Genomic DNA, 14,164 nt, shown 5'->3' with positions numbered 1-14,164 from the left:
CCGGCAGGCTGGCAGAATCGCCCGATGTCATGCTAAGTATTGCGGCATGAACAGGCCGAACCCCAATATAAGCGCCCAACGTCCCACGATTCGCCAGCTCGACGAGGCCGCGATCAATCGCATCGCCGCGGGCGAAGTGATCGAGCGGCCCGCCTCGGCGGTCAAGGAACTGGTGGAGAACGCGCTCGACGCGGGCGCGCGCCGGATCGAGATCGCGCAGGCCGATGGCGGCAAGACGCTGATCCGCGTGAGCGACGATGGCTGCGGCATCGCACCCGATGACCTGGCCCTCGCGCTGGCACGCCACGCCACGTCCAAGATCGACGGCTCTGACCTGCTCGACATCCATTCCTTCGGCTTTCGCGGCGAGGCGCTGCCCTCGCTGGGCGCGGTCGGACGGCTGAGTGTCGCCGCGCGGGCCGAGGGGTTTGATGCGGCCGAGATCGCCGTGGCGGGCGGGCGGATGGGTGCGGTAAAACCGGCGGCGCGCGGGCGCGGCACCACGGTCACGCTGCGTGATCTGTTCTATGCCACGCCCGCGCGGCTCAAGTTCCTGCGCTCCGAACGCGCCGAGGCGCAGGCCATTTCCGACACCGTCAAGCGGCTCGCCATGTCCGCACCGCAGGTGGGATTTGTGCTGCGCGACGTGTCCGGCGGCGGCGAGGGGCGCGTGACCTTTCGCGCCGACGCTGAGCCGGGCGACCTCTTCGACGCGCTGGAGGGGCGGCTGCGGCGTATCCTCGGGGCCGAGTTCGCCGATAACGCCATCCGCATCGACGCCACGCGCGAGGGGTTGCGGCTGTCGGGATTCGCGGCGCTGCCCACCTATTCGCGCGGCGCGGCGGTGGCGCAGTACCTCTTTGTCAACGGACGGCCCGTGCGCGACCGGATGCTCATCGGCGCGCTGCGGGCGGGCTACCAGGATGTGCTGGCACGCGACCGGCACCCGGCGGCGGCGCTGTTCATCGACTGCGAGCCAAGGCTGGTCGACGTGAACGTCCACCCCGCCAAGGCCGAGGTGCGGTTCCGCGAGCCGGGGGTGGCGCGGGGCCTCGTCGTCTCGGCGCTGCGGCACGCGCTGGCCGAGGCGGGGCATCGGGCGTCCTCGACCGTGGCGGGGGCGACGCTGGGCGCGATGCGGCCCGAACCGGCGGGCGCGCGCGTCTACCAGATGGATCGCCCCTCGCCGCAGGCGCGTGGGGCCGCCTACCAGGCGCAGGCGCCGGGATTCGCCGAGATGGCCGGGGACTGGAGTGCACGGGTCGAGGACACGGCCCCGGCGACGGATATCACACCCGCCACCGCCCTCCCGCTGGGGGCCGCGCGCGCGCAGGTGCACGAGAACTATATCATCGCCCAGACCGACACCGGCATGGTCATCGTCGATCAGCACGCCGCCCACGAACGGCTGGTCTACGAGCGGCTGAAGGCTCAGGCTGCGGAGAGGGGCATCGCCGCGCAGGCGCTGCTCATTCCCGAGGTGGTGGAATTGTCGGAAGCCGACTGCGCCCTGCTTGGCGAGCATGCCGGCGATCTCGCCACGCTCGGCCTCGGGATCGAGCCCTTCGGCCCCGGGGCCATCGTTGTGCGCGAGACACCCGCGATCCTCGGCGAGGTGAACGCCGAGGCGCTATTGCGCGACATAATCGACGAGTTGCACGATGGAGGCGCAAGCGGTCTGCTCGGCGCGCGGATCGACGCGGTGCTGTCGCGCATGGCCTGCCACGGGTCGGTGCGCTCGGGCCGCCGGATGAGCGGCGACGAGATGAACGCACTCCTGCGCGAGATGGAGCGCACGCCGCTCTCGGGCCAGTGCAACCACGGGCGGCCCACCTATGTGGAGTTGCAACTAACTGACATCGAACGGCTTTTCGGGAGGAGTTGAATTGTATAGAGACATCAGAAGAAGGCCCCCCAATCCAGATGTGCTGGGTGCTGAAGTTGAACTTCATGACTACAACGGTCAGGGCAGAGTTTTGGTCGAACTACCGATAGCCTTTGCCCGAACGATTGCTCAACAAGCTGTTGGCAATAGAGGCGCAATCGGACTTACAATCCGCTTGGCAGGCTACGGCGAACAGCAAGGGCAGGCAATCGCTGCTAGAGTTGATGACTTCGAGCATCCTAGAGTTCCTGGAGGGCAGCCTGTGCATTCTGATCCTCCCCTTCCCGCATTTCGAAATTTCCGGACACGGCGGTGATCCAGATCGGTCCCTATTCGCTCGACCCCGCCGAGCCGCTCACCCTTGCCGCGCTGATCGGCGGCGGGGCGTTGTTGCTGATCCTTCTGCTGCTCCTCCTCGCGCTGCGCGCCGCCGCGCGCACGGCGCGGATGACCGAGCCGCTGGCCTGGCAGATGACGCATCTGGGAGAGCGGGTGCAGGGGCTGTCGGACGGGCAGCACCAGTTGGCCGGGGGGCTTAACCACGTCTCTGAGGCGCAGGCGTCGGCGCAGGCGCACATGCTGCAACTGATGGAAAAGCGGCTGGCGCAGGTGACCGAAAACATGAGCGAGAACCTGCAGGGCTCTGCCCGGCGCACGGCGCAATCCCTGGGCGAATTGCAGCAGCGATTGCAGGCGATCGACAAGGCGCAGGACAACATCACCAAGCTGTCGGGCGACGTGCTGTCGTTGCAGGACATCCTCAGCAACAAGCAGACGCGCGGGGCATTTGGTGAAATCCAGCTCACCGATATCGTGACCAAGGCGCTGCCGTCGGACAGCTATGCGCTGCAGGCGACGCTATCCAATGGCAAGCGCGCCGATTGCCTGATCCACCTGCCGAACCCGCCCGGGCCCATCTGCATCGACAGCAAGTTCCCGCTGGAGGCCTACGAGGCGCTGCGCCGGGCCGCCACCGATGCGGAGGTGACAGAGGCCGGGCGGTTCCTGCGCAACTCTTTGAAAAAGCATATAAAGGATATCGCGGAGCGCTATATCATCGAGGGCGAGACCGCCGATGGCGCGCTGATGTTCCTGCCCTCCGAGGCGGTCTATGCCGAGTTGCACGCCAATTTCCCGGAGGTGGTGCGCGAGGGGTTCGCGGCGCGGGTGTGGATCGTGTCGCCGACCACATGCATGGCCACGCTGCACACCATGCGCGCCATCCTCAAGGACGCGCGGATGCGCGAGCAGGCGGGGGCAATCCGGCGCGAGCTGGGGCTCTTGTTCGCGGATGTGGACCGGCTGGGCACGCGGGTGGAGAACCTCGACCGGCATTTCCACCAGGCGGCCAAGGATGTCTCGGAGATCAAGATTTCCGCCGACAAGGCCGGGCGGCGGGCGCGGCGGCTCGATAATTTCGACTTCGAGGAGCTGGCCCCCGAGAGCGAGAGCGCGCTGCCGGTGCCGGGCGCGGGGACGGCGGGGGACGGGTGAAAACCGCCGGCTGTGGCGCGTCGGTATTCCGTCGGTATCGCGTCGGTGGTGGGCGCACGGGGGCGAACTTGTCCCATGATGCTTCCTCCCATTCCTGAGACAGGATCGCACCATCAAACCGTGGGATCAAACACCGAGGCCCCACCATTTCTCGTTCAGGTGTTGTTACTCAGGGACCGGGTCCGTTCACAGGATCACCTGTTGTTCGGTTTCGCGAAACCCGCCCTCGCGCGCCGCCGTTTCCCGATCCGTGACGCGATGAAGGCTCCGACAAACGCGCCTGCCCCGTCGGCCAGCAGATCGCCCCATGACGCCGCGCGGCCCATGAACGGCTGCACGATCTCGATGATCCCGCCATAGGCGAGCGCGGCGAGTGCCACGCCCCGCCAGAGGTGCGGGAAACGCCATGCGAGCGGCGCGCTCACCACGGCAAAGGCCACGAGATGCGCCAGCTTGTCGACTCCGGGTATGCCCACCGGCCCCGAGGCCTGCGGGATGAGGGTCAGCAGTGCGATGACGAAAACGATAAGGACGGTCAGGGCGTAGGCCATGACCGCCTTGCTAGTCGTCCCCGGCGTGCGGGGCAAGCGGGGCTTTAGAAGTCGAACAGGTCTTCGAGGAAGCCGCCACGTTTTTTGCGCGGTTTGCCGCCGTGATCGTCCCGATAATCGCCGCCGCGGTGGTCGCGTGGCGGTGGCGCGTCCGCCACGGCCGAACGGTCGATGATCTTGTCAAGCTCGCCCCGGTCGAGCCAGACGCCGCGGCACTTCGGGCAATAGTCGATTTCGACCCCGGCGCGCTCGGCGAGAACCAGTTCGGTTCCGTCAATCGGGCATTGCATCAGTATCCTCCTGTCCGTGTTGGTCAACACGTCAGGTGGTGTCCGGGCGGCTGTTTGGCAAGCCCACCGGTCAGCGTATCACATGCACCGCGCAGGCGGCGTGACGAACCACCTTGGCCGCGGTAGAGCCCAAGAGCAGATCCTGCATGCCGGGGCGGTGGCTCGCAATCACGATGCAATCGGGGGTGTGGCTCTCGGCCCAGTCCAGAATGGTGCGCCCCGAATGTCCTTCGATCACGTGGGTGCTCGCGTCCGGCAGGCCGTCGGCCAGTTCCGCGAGGCGCGTTTGAATGGTTTTGCGCGTCTCGCTCTGGTAGCCGGCGGGCAGGTAGGAGGCGGCGTAGGCGGGCACCTGCTCGATCACGTGCAGCAGGCTGATATGGCCATTTTCGTCCGCCAGAAGGCGCGCGACGGCAAGGGCAGCTGCGCTGTCGCGCTCGGTATCGAAGGAAACGGGCACCAGAACGTGGGAATACATGGGGTGGTCCTTTCGCGTTGATTTGCCGCAGTCTTGCGCGAATGGGGCCTTGTCGCCTTGATCCAGATCACGGCTCGCGCGCTCACTCCTGCGCGGCGCGCATCTGTTCGGCGATCTGCGCCGCCCATTCGCCGATGATCGGCAGGAACTCGATCTGGCTGAGCGACCAGACCACCACCGACAAGAGCACCGTCGCGCCCAGAACAGTGCCTAGCCCCACCGCCAGCCCGCGCGCGAAATTGAATGCGAGCAGGCGCGGCAGGTTGTTGTGGATGCGCACGAAGCGGTGGGTGTTGAGGCGTGCCAGTTCGGTGCGCAGGGCGCGAATCTCGCTTGTGAGATCGTCGTTTTCCGGCGGCTGTCCGCTCATCAAAAAACGGCCGCCACGTCATACATGACCGGTTCGAATCCCTTGCACAGTTCGTTGATGTGGCGGTTGCGCCTGCGCATCTCCTCGCCGCGCAGCATCGCCTGAAAATCCGCGCGCGCGCGCCATTGGGAATAATTGGCGATGCGGGTCTGCGCGTCGTTCACGTGCAGCGCCGCGGCGATGAAGCCGGGCTGTTTCGAGATCACCTCGCGGTAGGCATCGGTGAGCAGGTCGAGCAGGTCCTGGCAGGTGCCGGGGGTGACCTCGAACGTGGTGAGCACGGTCTGGTGGGTGTTGTCGGAACTGATGGTGAGCATGGCGCTGTCCTCCTGTTGACTGGGTAGCACGCCCCGGCGTGCCGGTAAATTCCGCGCCGGTCTTAACCTTCGGTTTACCCTTTTTGACGACGGTCAAGGTGGAGGTTGCCATGCCCGGACGCTTGCTTGCCATTCTCGCGCTGCTGCCGTGGCTTGCCACGGCGGTCCTTGGCGGGGCATGGCCGCGCGCCGAGGGCGAGGGGTTCCTCGCGGCATCCGGGACGGTTGAGGGGCCAGATGAATTCGGCCTCTACAGTCAGAGCTTCAGCGTCTTTGCCGAATACGGGGCCACCGAGCGGCTTACTTTGGGGGTCGATCTCGGCGGCGACGCGGGGCGCATGTCCAAGGCCATCGCCTTCTTGCGCTGGCCGTTTGGTCGCTCCGAGCGCCAACTCCGGGTGGCGTTGGAGGTCGGCGCGGGCCAGGTGGATCAGGAAGCCGCCTTGCGCCCCGCCTTCTCGGTCGGGCGTGGCATTTCCATCGGTGAGCGCCACGGCTGGCTCAATGCCGACACCCGGGCGATCCTTTTCGAGGGTGGCACGACGGCCTACGAGACCGATGTTACCGCCGGGTTGTCTCTCGGTGACCGCGTCAAGGCGCTGGTGCAGCTTCAGGCGGGGACGCCGGCACAGGGGCGCGACTATCTGCGCCTTGCTCCCTCCGTCGTCTACGAGGCGCGACCTGGCACGCAGATCGAACTCGGGCTGACCGAGCCGCTAACGGGCGGCGGCGAGCGTGGGTTCAAGCTTGGCCTGTGGCGCACCTTCTGACGGCTCAGAGCGCGTCGTCGATGCGCACCTTCAGGATCACCTTGCCCGATACAGCCTGAGGCCAGTGCAGGTTGATCCGGTCGTTTTCCGGCCCCTGCCGCCCCTCGAACCAGGGGCTGGCATGCACCGCATCGCCGATACCGTTGCGCAGCGCGCCCTCGGGCAACACCGATTCTACTACCTGCGCCCACGCCCCGAACGGCAGCCGCGGCGCCGGTGTCACCACCCACGTGGCCGCGGCGCTGGCCTCGACATGCTCCATCACCAGCGGGCTCTGCGCGTGAACCTCCACGTTGTGAAAGCTGTTCTCGGCAAAGGTGATGTTGCGCACGCGGTCGTAATCGAGATCGGCAAAGCTCGTATCCACGGCTTCCACCCGGTTGATCGAGCCAATGGCGCGGAACGTGTTGCCGGTCACCGTCATACCGTCGAGGAAATGCCCCGGCCCGTGCGGCTTGACCGTGATGTAGGTAAACCACGGCGCCATGTCGCTGGCGAGAAACACGTTGCCGGTGATGCTCAGTGCGCTGAACGAGAATTCGCTGGCGAAATCGGGGGCGAAATCGTGCTCGTTGCCCCATTCGATGAAACAGTTGTCGATATAGTTGCCGGTGATCGTGCCGCGATTGTTGGTGCGGGTCAGCACATAGCCCGCGCTGCGCACCCCACCCGAGGCGGAATCGCCCTGGAAAACATGATTGCCGCTGATGAGCGAGCTTGATCCGGCGAGAACCGCGAAATGCCGGAAGAAGGTTGCGCGGTTGTCGCGCACCTTGATGTCATTGGCATTGGCGTTGAAACCGATGGTGCGCCGCTCGCTCACCAGCAGCGGGGCCTCGTCCGAAATGAACTGGCAGCGGTCGATCATCATGCCCTGGTCGCCCTCGCCGTGGCTGGTGATGCCGCGGTCCTTGGGTCGCGTGACGAAACAGTCGCGGAAATGGTTGGCCGAGCCCTGTGGCGGTAACAGCACGCCGCTGCAATCGCCCGCGCATTGGAAATCCACCTCCGAGAAGACCATCCGCGACACGTCTTGAAAGCCGCTGAAATCCAGCATGTACTTGAACCGCCGGAAGGTGAAGACCTGCGTGCCCGCCGCGTCAAACAGCGGCTGGCTCAGCGTGATCCGCCCCGCCGCCACGTTGCGCGCGGTGACATAGACCTCGCGGCCCACGCCGTTGCCCTCCACCAGCGCGCCCACCGGCACGTTGGCCACGTCGACCACGTCGGTCAGCTCCTTGACGGCGGTTTCGGGATTGTAGGTCGCCTGCGAGGTGACAACCTCGGTATCGAAGGCGGGCGTGGGAAAGACCGAGAATTGCCCGTTCTGGATCACGTGGCGCTGGTTGTAGGTGGTGCGGTTGCCGACGGCGGCGGCCATGTCCACCGGTTCGCGCAGCGCGATCTTGCGCCCGGCAAGATCGAGCGTCACATGGCCCGCGTTGTTCAGGAGCGCCTGATACGCCTTCTTGAAGGCCAGTTCGCTGTCGCCGAAGGCGTCGATATAGGCGGGCAGGTCGTAATTCTTGGTCAGCGCGAGGATCGCCTCGTCTGGCATGACCAGCGTTCCCTCGAAGCGGATGCGGCTCTGGATCGTGGTGCTCTGGCCCAGGAAATAGGTGCCCGCGGGCACGATGATCTCTCGGCCGCCCGCCACCGTATCGGCGGCCTCGAACGCGGCGTGATCGTCCGTTACCCCGTCGCCGATGGCACCAAAGTCGCGCACGTCCACGGTGGCGATCACGTCACGCAGGAAGAAGCGGCTCACGTCCTCGATCTCGATATCGTCGATCCGCACGACCCCGCCCGAGGGGCCGGTGAGGTCGATCCCGAAATGGCCGAAAATGGCCTGTGGGCCCCAGACCATGTCCACGCCAGCGCGCTGCCCGGTGCCGACGATGGCCGTGATCTCGACCACCTCGCCATACGTGGTCAGCGTCACCTGCGGCCCGGTCACCACCACGCCGGGCAGCGCCCCGCCGCCCGCATCCCCGGCGAAGGCGGCGATGCGCACATCCGGGAGGTTGCCCGCGACCGCCTTCACACGCGCGCGGACGCGCAGGTAACAGCCCGGCAGGATCGGCGTCTCGCCCATGTAGCGCAGGCGCTGAACGCTTTCGACCTTCTGCAATTCCAGCGCGCCGCCGAAATCCTGATCGGCGGGCACAAAGGCCGCGTTGGGCGCGTTCTCGTAAGTGTCGGATCCGGGTCGGCCATCGCCGCTCGACCATTGATCGAGCCCCGCCCCAAAGGGCTGGGGCATGAAGACGATGCCTTGGGTGATTGCCTTGTTCATGGGGGTCCCTTTCCATCTGCCGCTTGCGGGCCGCGTGACCGGAAAAGGAGCTATCAACGCCCGGTTAACCGGGTCTCAGGCCACCGTGACGGTGCCCCGCGCGGCGTTCACACACTCTGTTCTGGGGCCTCGCGGATGCGCACGCCATTGATGCGTAGCTCGCCGTCGACCTCGACCAGCTCGTATTCGGCGATCCAGCCGCGCCCCGCGGCATCGCGCAGGAATACCTCCTGCCACAGCTTTCCGCCGATCTCGCGTGCCTCGAGGAACGTCACCTCCGAGGGCCGCCACACCATCGGATAGCCCTCGCGCACCATCCGGCCGAATGTCTCTGGCGTCTGGAATTTCTCTTGAATGAAGGGGCTTGCGAACCCGAAGGCGCGGCCAATCTCTTCGGTCCCGAAGGCCGAAATCTGCCCCGAGATGACATCGCGGGCGGCCTTCTCGTCGGCCCTGAGCGGCATGGCGGCCAAGATCGTCAACAAGATGGACAAGATGACAGTACGCATGGTTTCTCCTCCGCTGTTTGGGGCGGAGATAGTGCGATCTACCCGCCCTGCAAGCTTTCGAGATAGGCCAGAAGGTCGGCCATCGGCTGCGTGCTATGCAGCGTCTCGCCGGTCTCGTCGCGGATATCGAGCGTGTCGCCCGCCAGCAGGTCGCCGTAGACGGGCATCTCGTTGCCATGCGCGAGGATCGGGTCGCGCCCGTCGATCCGCCAGATCACCCTGCGGCGCGGGAACGTCCCGCCATTTTTCGCGGCCAGCCGCGTGAGGTCTGGCGGGTGCGGCGTCAGCACCCGCTTCATCGGGCCGTCGCCCTTGCCCGTTTCGCCGTGGCAGGCGCTGCAATAGCGGGCGTAGAGTTGCTCGCCGATGCGCACGTCCTGCGCGGCGGATGCGCCCGCAGCCACGACTGCCATTGTTGCAACCAGCCACTTCATTCCGTCACCACCCTGCCCTTGTCGAGCCGTACGACACGGTCCATCCGTGCCGCGAGATCGAGGTTGTGCGTGGCAATGAGCGCCGCCAGCCCCGCGTCGCGCACCAGCCGCTCCAGCGCGGCAAAGACCTGGTCGGCGGTGCCGGGATCGAGGTTGCCCGTGGGCTCATCGGCCAGCAGCAGGCCGGGCCGGTTCGCCAGCGCCCGGCAGAACGCCACCCGCTGCTGCTCGCCCCCCGACATGGCCGCGGGGCGGTGATCCGCGCGGTCGGCGATGCCTACTTCGTCGAGCAATTCCCGCGCCCGCGCCTCGGCCTCGCCGCGCCGCACGCCATTGGCGAGCTGCGGCAGCACCACGTTCTCCAGCGCCGAGAACTCCGGCAGCAGGTGGTGGAACTGGTAGACGAACCCAATCCCGCGCCGCCGCAGCGCCGTGCGCCGCCGGTCGCCCAGTCCGGTGGCCGTCTGTCCGCCGATTTCGACCACGCCGCCGTCGGCGGTGTCGAGCAGCCCGGCGATGTGCAGAAGCGTCGATTTGCCCGCCCCCGAGGGGGCCACCAACGCCACCATCTCGCCGCGCCGAACCTGTAGGTTCACGCCCTGAAGCACGAGGATCTCGCCCACGCGGCCACGGTTGTATCCCTTCTCCACCCCTTCGAGACGCAGCATCGGCTCACTCATAGCGCAGCGCCTCCACCGGGTTCATCCGCGCCGCCCGCCGCGCCGGAAAGATCGTGACGACAAAGCTCAGGCCGAGCGACAGCGCCACCGCCGTCAGCACGTCCCCCGCCTCCAGCCGCGCGGGCAGGTGATAGATGCCGCGGATCGACGGGTCCCACACCTGCCCGCCCATCATCACGTTCACGAAACTGAAGATCGGGTCGATGTAGATGGCAAAGAGACAGCCGAGGATGACCCCGAAAACCGTGCCCAGCAGGCCGGTCAACGCCCCGCAGATAAAGAATATTCTCAGGACTGAGCCCTCGCTCAGCCCCATCGTGCGCAGGATGCCGATATCGCGGCCCTTGTTCTTGACCAACATGACGAGGCCCGAGGTAATGTTGAGCGCCGCGATCAGCACGAGGATCGACAGGATGACGAACATCACGTTATCCTCTACCTCCAGCGCCCTGAGGAACGCACCGCTGGAATCGCGCCACGTCCAGACCAGCGCGCGCTCGCCCGCCGCGCGCAACAGTGTGGGCGTCATCGCCTCGATGCGCTCGGGGTTGGACACCATAACCTCGATCTCGTCGGCCCGCCCGTCACGGTTGAAGAACCGCTGCGCCTCGGCGAACGGCAGGTAGACGCGCACCCGGTCGATATCGTAACGCCCGGCGGTAAAGATATAGACCACATCGTAGGCGTTGATCCGCGGCGAGGTGCCCAGCGGCGTCTTGACCCCGTCGGGCGAGATGATGCGGATGCGGTCGCCAACGCCCAGGCCCAACTCGCGCGCCACGCCAGAGCCGATGGCGATGCCCTCGGGGAAGCGCGAGAGGTCGCCCTGCGCGGTATCGGGGTCGGCCACGCGCGGGATGGTGGCGAGGTGCTCTGGCGCGATGCCGAACACCTCGACACCCGCGTTGCGCCCCTCTGCCGTGGCCATCACCTGTCCCTTGACGAGCGGGGCCGCGCGGGTGACGCCGGGCACCGCGCGCAGGCGCTCGGCCATCGCCTCGTAATCGGCGATGGTCCGGTCGACCCGGCCCGTGACCGCGTCCGCCTCGCCCGCCACATAGACCGTGGCATGGGCGTTGGCCCCGAGGATGGTGTCGACGAACTCGGCGCGAAAGCCCGAGCGCACCGACAGCGTGGCGATGAGCGCAAACACCGCCAGCGTGATGCCCAGGAGGCTGATCCAGGTCATCACGCTGACCCCGCCCTCTGCCCGGCGCGCGCGCAGGTAGCGCCACGCGATCAGCCATTCGAAAGCAGCGAAAGGGGGGGGCGTCGCGGCCATGTCGGCTCCTTGCGGGAAATCGCGCGGACAGTGCGGTTTTCAAAGGGGGGCGTCAAGGGCGCCCTCAGCGCCCCAGGAAGCTGCGGATGAGCGCCACCACCACCGACAGCACGACCGAGACGAGGATCGCGCTGGTGACGGGGATGTAGAGGGTGAAATTCTCGCGCTCGACCACGATGTCACCCGGCAGCCGCCCCAGCCCCAGCCGCGACAGCGGCCCCCAGAGAAGGCCGATAACGATGAGCACGATGCCCGCAAGGATGAGAGTGCGCGCCATGACGGAGAGATAGGGGCACGGGTGTGTAGGGGGCGAGGCAGGGTATGCGGGTCCCGGCAACCGTGGCGGCGATGAAGGCGTTCGGGTGAGGGCAACCCACCCTGCGGGTTCTTACCTTATTCCGTCGCCGTCAACTCGAGTTCGAACTCAAAATCTTCAAGCTGTTTGGCATCGGAATTGCTGTCGGCTTCCCAAATCGCGCCGTCTTCGAAACGCACTATACCGACATGAGCCAGGGTCAGGACCCGTAGTCAATAGATGACGATTGCGGCGAGGGCTATTGCCGAGAGGAAGGCCTTTGGGAAACGATCATACCGGGTCGCGACACGCCACCCATCGTTCGGCCGACCAAACATGATCTCGATACGGTTATGGCGTTTGTGTCAGGCAGGTTGTCGGCCATCGCGGCGCGGTGGTAATAGACAGCGCCACGGCGATACAGACGGGTATGTCCGGGAATGTTTTCGAGGGGCTTCACTGTAACGCCTCAGCGAAACGGTTCCCGAAATTTACCACGGAAAATCACCAACTTACTGACATCAAAAGGTTTTGGTGGTGATTGGTGGAGCCTAGGGGGATCGAACCCCTGACCTCTTGCATGCCATGCAAGCGCTCTCCCAGCTGAGCTAAGGCCCCGATTTTCCGGCCCTTCCAGACCGTGCGCCGCTGTTAGACAAAGCGGCGAGCGGGATCAAGAAGAAAATCCCGCCCTCGCGGCATTACATATCTTCGTCGGATTCCACGTCCGCGATATCGTCGAGCGATACCGTGTCCTCGTCGTCATCCTCGAGCAGGTCGTCGTCAAGCTCGACATCCACCGCGTCGTCCTCGATCACGTCACCGCTCTCGTCATCCTTGGCCTTCGTCTTCAGCTTCTTGGTAGCCGCGTCCTCGGCATCGGGCGTCATGGCGCGCGACTTGCCCGAAACGATCTCGACCACCTCGCCCGTATAGGGGCTGACGATCGGATCCTTGTTCAGGTCGTAGAAACGCTTGCCGGTGGTCGGGCAGACACGCTTGACGCCCCATTCTTCCTTGGGCATGGGTGATCCTCTTTCAACTGTCGATCTTGCACGCGATCCGGCGCACCTGCCATAACCTTCGGCAACTGTCAAAGGCTTTGAAGCGGGTGCGGCGACGCGCTCATCGGAGGCTATATGGGCCAGCATCTCATCCCCGGCAACCCCCCTGTTGCGGTCACCCTGCGACGCAGTGCGCGGGCGCGGCGGTTGTCGCTCAGGGTCTCGGGGCTCGACGGCGAAGTGACGCTGACGGTGCCGCGCGGGGTGAGCGAGACCGAGGCGCTTGGCTTTGCACGGAGTCGCGAGGATTGGCTGCGCCGGGCGCTGGCCGCGCATCCCGGTCGCGTGGCCGTCGCGCCCGGCGTGACATTGCCCATCGAGGGCACGATGCGGCGGATCGTACCGGGCCCCGGACGGCAGGTGCGGCTCGACGGGGACGAGGTCGTGCATGTCCCCGGCCCCGAAGAGACGATGCCCGCCCGCCTGCGCGCGTGGCTCAAGGCGCGGGCGCGCGATCGGCTGGCGGCGGCATCGGACATTTACGCGGCGCGGCTGGGGCTGGGCTACAGTCGGCTGACGCTGCGGGACACGCGCTCGCGCTGGGGGTCGTGCTCGGCGCGGGGTGGGCTCAGCTATTCCTGGCGGTTGATTCTCGCGCCGTCCGATGTGCTCGACTACGTGGCCGCGCACGAGGTGGCGCATCTGGCCGAGATGAACCACTCGCCCGCCTTCTGGGCGGTGGTGGCGCGGCTGCGGCCCGAGTACGAGACCCCGCGCGCGTGGTTGCGGCGCGAGGGGGCAGGGCTGCACCGATATCGTTTCGATTGACCGTCGCGTGATTTGTGATCACATAAGGCCATGTTGATCTCGCCCCGCCCAGATCCGGCCCCGGCGGCCCATGACCGTATCTATCGCGGGCTGCGCACGCGCATCATGCATGGCGAGATCGCCCCCGGGCAGGCGCTCACCCTGCGCGGCATCGCCGCCGAGTTCGGCGTGTCGATGACCCCCGCGCGCGAGGCGCTGCGGCGGCTCGCCGCCGAGGGCGCGCTCACGCTGTCGAGCTCGGGCCGCGTCTCGACGCCCGAGTTGGGCAACGATCGGATCGAGGAGCTGGCGGCGCTGCGCTCGCTGCTGGAGGTCGAGCTGGCGAGCCGCGCCCTGCCGCGCGCGCATATCGCGCTCATCGACCGGCTTCAGACGATCAATGCGCGCATCACCGAGGATATCGCCCGGCGCGACGCGGTCGGGTATATCCGGCGAAACCTCGAATTTCACCGCACCCTCTACCTGCGCGCGCAGGCACCCGCGATGCTGGCGATGGCCGAAACGGTGTGGCTGCAACTCGGCCCCACGATGCGCGCGCTCTATGGCCGGCTGCGGCAAAAGGAGCCGCCGCATTTCCACCGCCTCATCATCGCCGCGCTAAAGGCGGGCGACGAGCCGGGGCTGCGCCTCGCCGTGCGCTCGGACGTGACGCAGGGGCTGCGGATGCTGGTGGGCTGAGGC

At 66.5% G+C, this 14,164-nt stretch carries 17 protein-coding genes, 1 tRNA gene and 1 pseudogene; 5 read left to right on the top strand and 14 right to left on the bottom strand.

The genetic code is table 11. The features are described 5' to 3' along the window. The first annotated feature begins 46 nt into the window (after positions 1–46). Together mutL and AC13D8_RS19450 are read left to right on the top strand one after the other, a co-directional pair. Positions 47–1,885, top strand: a complete 1,839-nt coding sequence (mutL, locus tag AC13D8_RS19455) for a DNA mismatch repair endonuclease MutL (protein WP_482970198.1) — start codon at positions 47–49, stop codon at positions 1,883–1,885. Between the two features lie 312 nt (positions 1,886–2,197). Further along, a complete protein-coding gene (locus AC13D8_RS19450) occupies positions 2,198–3,379 on the top strand; it encodes a DNA recombination protein RmuC (RefSeq protein ID WP_482970197.1) in 1,182 nt (393 codons plus the stop codon). A gap of 194 nt (positions 3,380–3,573) precedes the next feature. Here AC13D8_RS19450 and AC13D8_RS19445 read toward each other — a convergent pair whose 3' ends face one another. From AC13D8_RS19445 to AC13D8_RS19425, 5 genes are all read right to left on the bottom strand, one after another. Continuing rightward, positions 3,574–3,966 carry a VanZ family protein gene (locus tag AC13D8_RS19445; protein WP_482970196.1) on the bottom strand — a complete coding sequence of 131 codons (393 nt, stop codon included), beginning with the start codon at positions 3,964–3,966 and terminating at the stop codon, positions 3,574–3,576. 8 nt (positions 3,967–3,974) lie between these two features. Next, a complete protein-coding gene (locus AC13D8_RS19440; RefSeq protein WP_482970195.1) occupies positions 3,975–4,220 on the bottom strand; it encodes a TFIIB-type zinc ribbon-containing protein in 246 nt (81 codons plus the stop codon). A 70-nt stretch (positions 4,221–4,290) separates the two neighbouring features. Then, the gene (locus tag AC13D8_RS19435; protein ID WP_482970194.1) at positions 4,291–4,698 is read right to left on the bottom strand and encodes a universal stress protein; all 408 of its coding nucleotides are present in this window, start codon (positions 4,696–4,698) and stop codon (positions 4,291–4,293) included. Positions 4,699–4,780: 82 nt separating this feature from the next. Further along, positions 4,781–5,068, bottom strand: a complete 288-nt coding sequence (locus AC13D8_RS19430; protein ID WP_482970193.1) for a DUF5665 domain-containing protein — start codon at positions 5,066–5,068, stop codon at positions 4,781–4,783. Next, positions 5,068–5,385, bottom strand: a complete 318-nt coding sequence (locus AC13D8_RS19425; protein ID WP_129431594.1) for an antibiotic biosynthesis monooxygenase family protein — start codon at positions 5,383–5,385, stop codon at positions 5,068–5,070. The genes AC13D8_RS19430 and AC13D8_RS19425 overlap by 1 nt, the downstream gene beginning before the upstream one ends. Before the next feature lie 110 nt (positions 5,386–5,495). Between AC13D8_RS19425 and AC13D8_RS19420 the strand changes: the two genes are divergently transcribed. Beyond that, positions 5,496–6,155, top strand: coding sequence for a hypothetical protein (locus AC13D8_RS19420; protein WP_482970192.1), 660 nt, complete (start codon positions 5,496–5,498; stop codon positions 6,153–6,155). A gap of 4 nt (positions 6,156–6,159) precedes the next feature. Here AC13D8_RS19420 and AC13D8_RS19415 read toward each other — a convergent pair whose 3' ends face one another. The 9 genes and pseudogenes from AC13D8_RS19415 to AC13D8_RS19375 all read right to left on the bottom strand — a co-directional run bounded on the left by AC13D8_RS19415 (position 6,160) and on the right by AC13D8_RS19375 (position 12,676). After that, on the bottom strand, positions 6,160–8,451 hold the full coding sequence (locus AC13D8_RS19415) for a glycosyl hydrolase family 28-related protein (protein WP_482970191.1): 2,292 nt from the start codon (positions 8,449–8,451) through the stop codon (positions 6,160–6,162). Positions 8,452–8,558: 107 nt separating this feature from the next. Beyond that, entirely contained in the window at positions 8,559–8,960 is a 402-nt protein-coding gene (locus AC13D8_RS19410) for a DUF4864 domain-containing protein (protein WP_482970190.1), read from the bottom strand. Between the two features lie 38 nt (positions 8,961–8,998). Next, complete coding sequence (locus AC13D8_RS19405; protein WP_241691054.1) at positions 8,999–9,373, bottom strand: c-type cytochrome; 375 nt, start codon at positions 9,371–9,373, stop codon at positions 8,999–9,001. 17 nt (positions 9,374–9,390) lie between these two features. Then, on the bottom strand, positions 9,391–10,074 hold the full coding sequence (locus AC13D8_RS19400; protein WP_482970189.1) for an ABC transporter ATP-binding protein: 684 nt from the start codon (positions 10,072–10,074) through the stop codon (positions 9,391–9,393). Next, complete coding sequence (locus AC13D8_RS19395; RefSeq protein WP_482970188.1) at positions 10,067–11,356, bottom strand: lipoprotein-releasing ABC transporter permease subunit; 1,290 nt, start codon at positions 11,354–11,356, stop codon at positions 10,067–10,069. Before AC13D8_RS19395 ends, AC13D8_RS19400 begins: the two co-directional genes overlap by 8 nt. 64 nt (positions 11,357–11,420) lie before the next feature. Then, the gene (locus tag AC13D8_RS19390) at positions 11,421–11,633 is read right to left on the bottom strand and encodes a DUF2905 domain-containing protein (RefSeq protein WP_104017463.1); all 213 of its coding nucleotides are present in this window, start codon (positions 11,631–11,633) and stop codon (positions 11,421–11,423) included. A gap of 251 nt (positions 11,634–11,884) precedes the next feature. Then, a pseudogene (locus AC13D8_RS19385) lies at positions 11,885–12,016 on the bottom strand (IS5/IS1182 family transposase); the annotation flags it as partial. A 177-nt stretch (positions 12,017–12,193) separates the two neighbouring features. Further along, positions 12,194–12,269 (bottom strand) — tRNA-Ala (locus AC13D8_RS19380). An 83-nt stretch (positions 12,270–12,352) separates the two neighbouring features. Then, on the bottom strand, positions 12,353–12,676 hold the full coding sequence (locus tag AC13D8_RS19375; protein ID WP_104017462.1) for a TIGR02300 family protein: 324 nt from the start codon (positions 12,674–12,676) through the stop codon (positions 12,353–12,355). Positions 12,677–12,790: 114 nt separating this feature from the next. Between AC13D8_RS19375 and AC13D8_RS19370 the strand changes: the two genes are divergently transcribed. Together AC13D8_RS19370 and AC13D8_RS19365 are read left to right on the top strand one after the other, a co-directional pair. Continuing rightward, a complete protein-coding gene (locus AC13D8_RS19370) occupies positions 12,791–13,483 on the top strand; it encodes a M48 family metallopeptidase (protein WP_482970187.1) in 693 nt (230 codons plus the stop codon). Positions 13,484–13,513: 30 nt separating this feature from the next. Next, positions 13,514–14,161, top strand: coding sequence for a GntR family transcriptional regulator (locus AC13D8_RS19365; protein ID WP_104017460.1), 648 nt, complete (start codon positions 13,514–13,516; stop codon positions 14,159–14,161). Positions 14,162–14,164: the final 3 nt, after the last annotated feature.

The sequence above is a fragment of the Roseovarius sp. B-10 genome (assembly GCF_056859295.1).
This window is presented reverse-complemented; position numbering and strand designations above follow the sequence as displayed.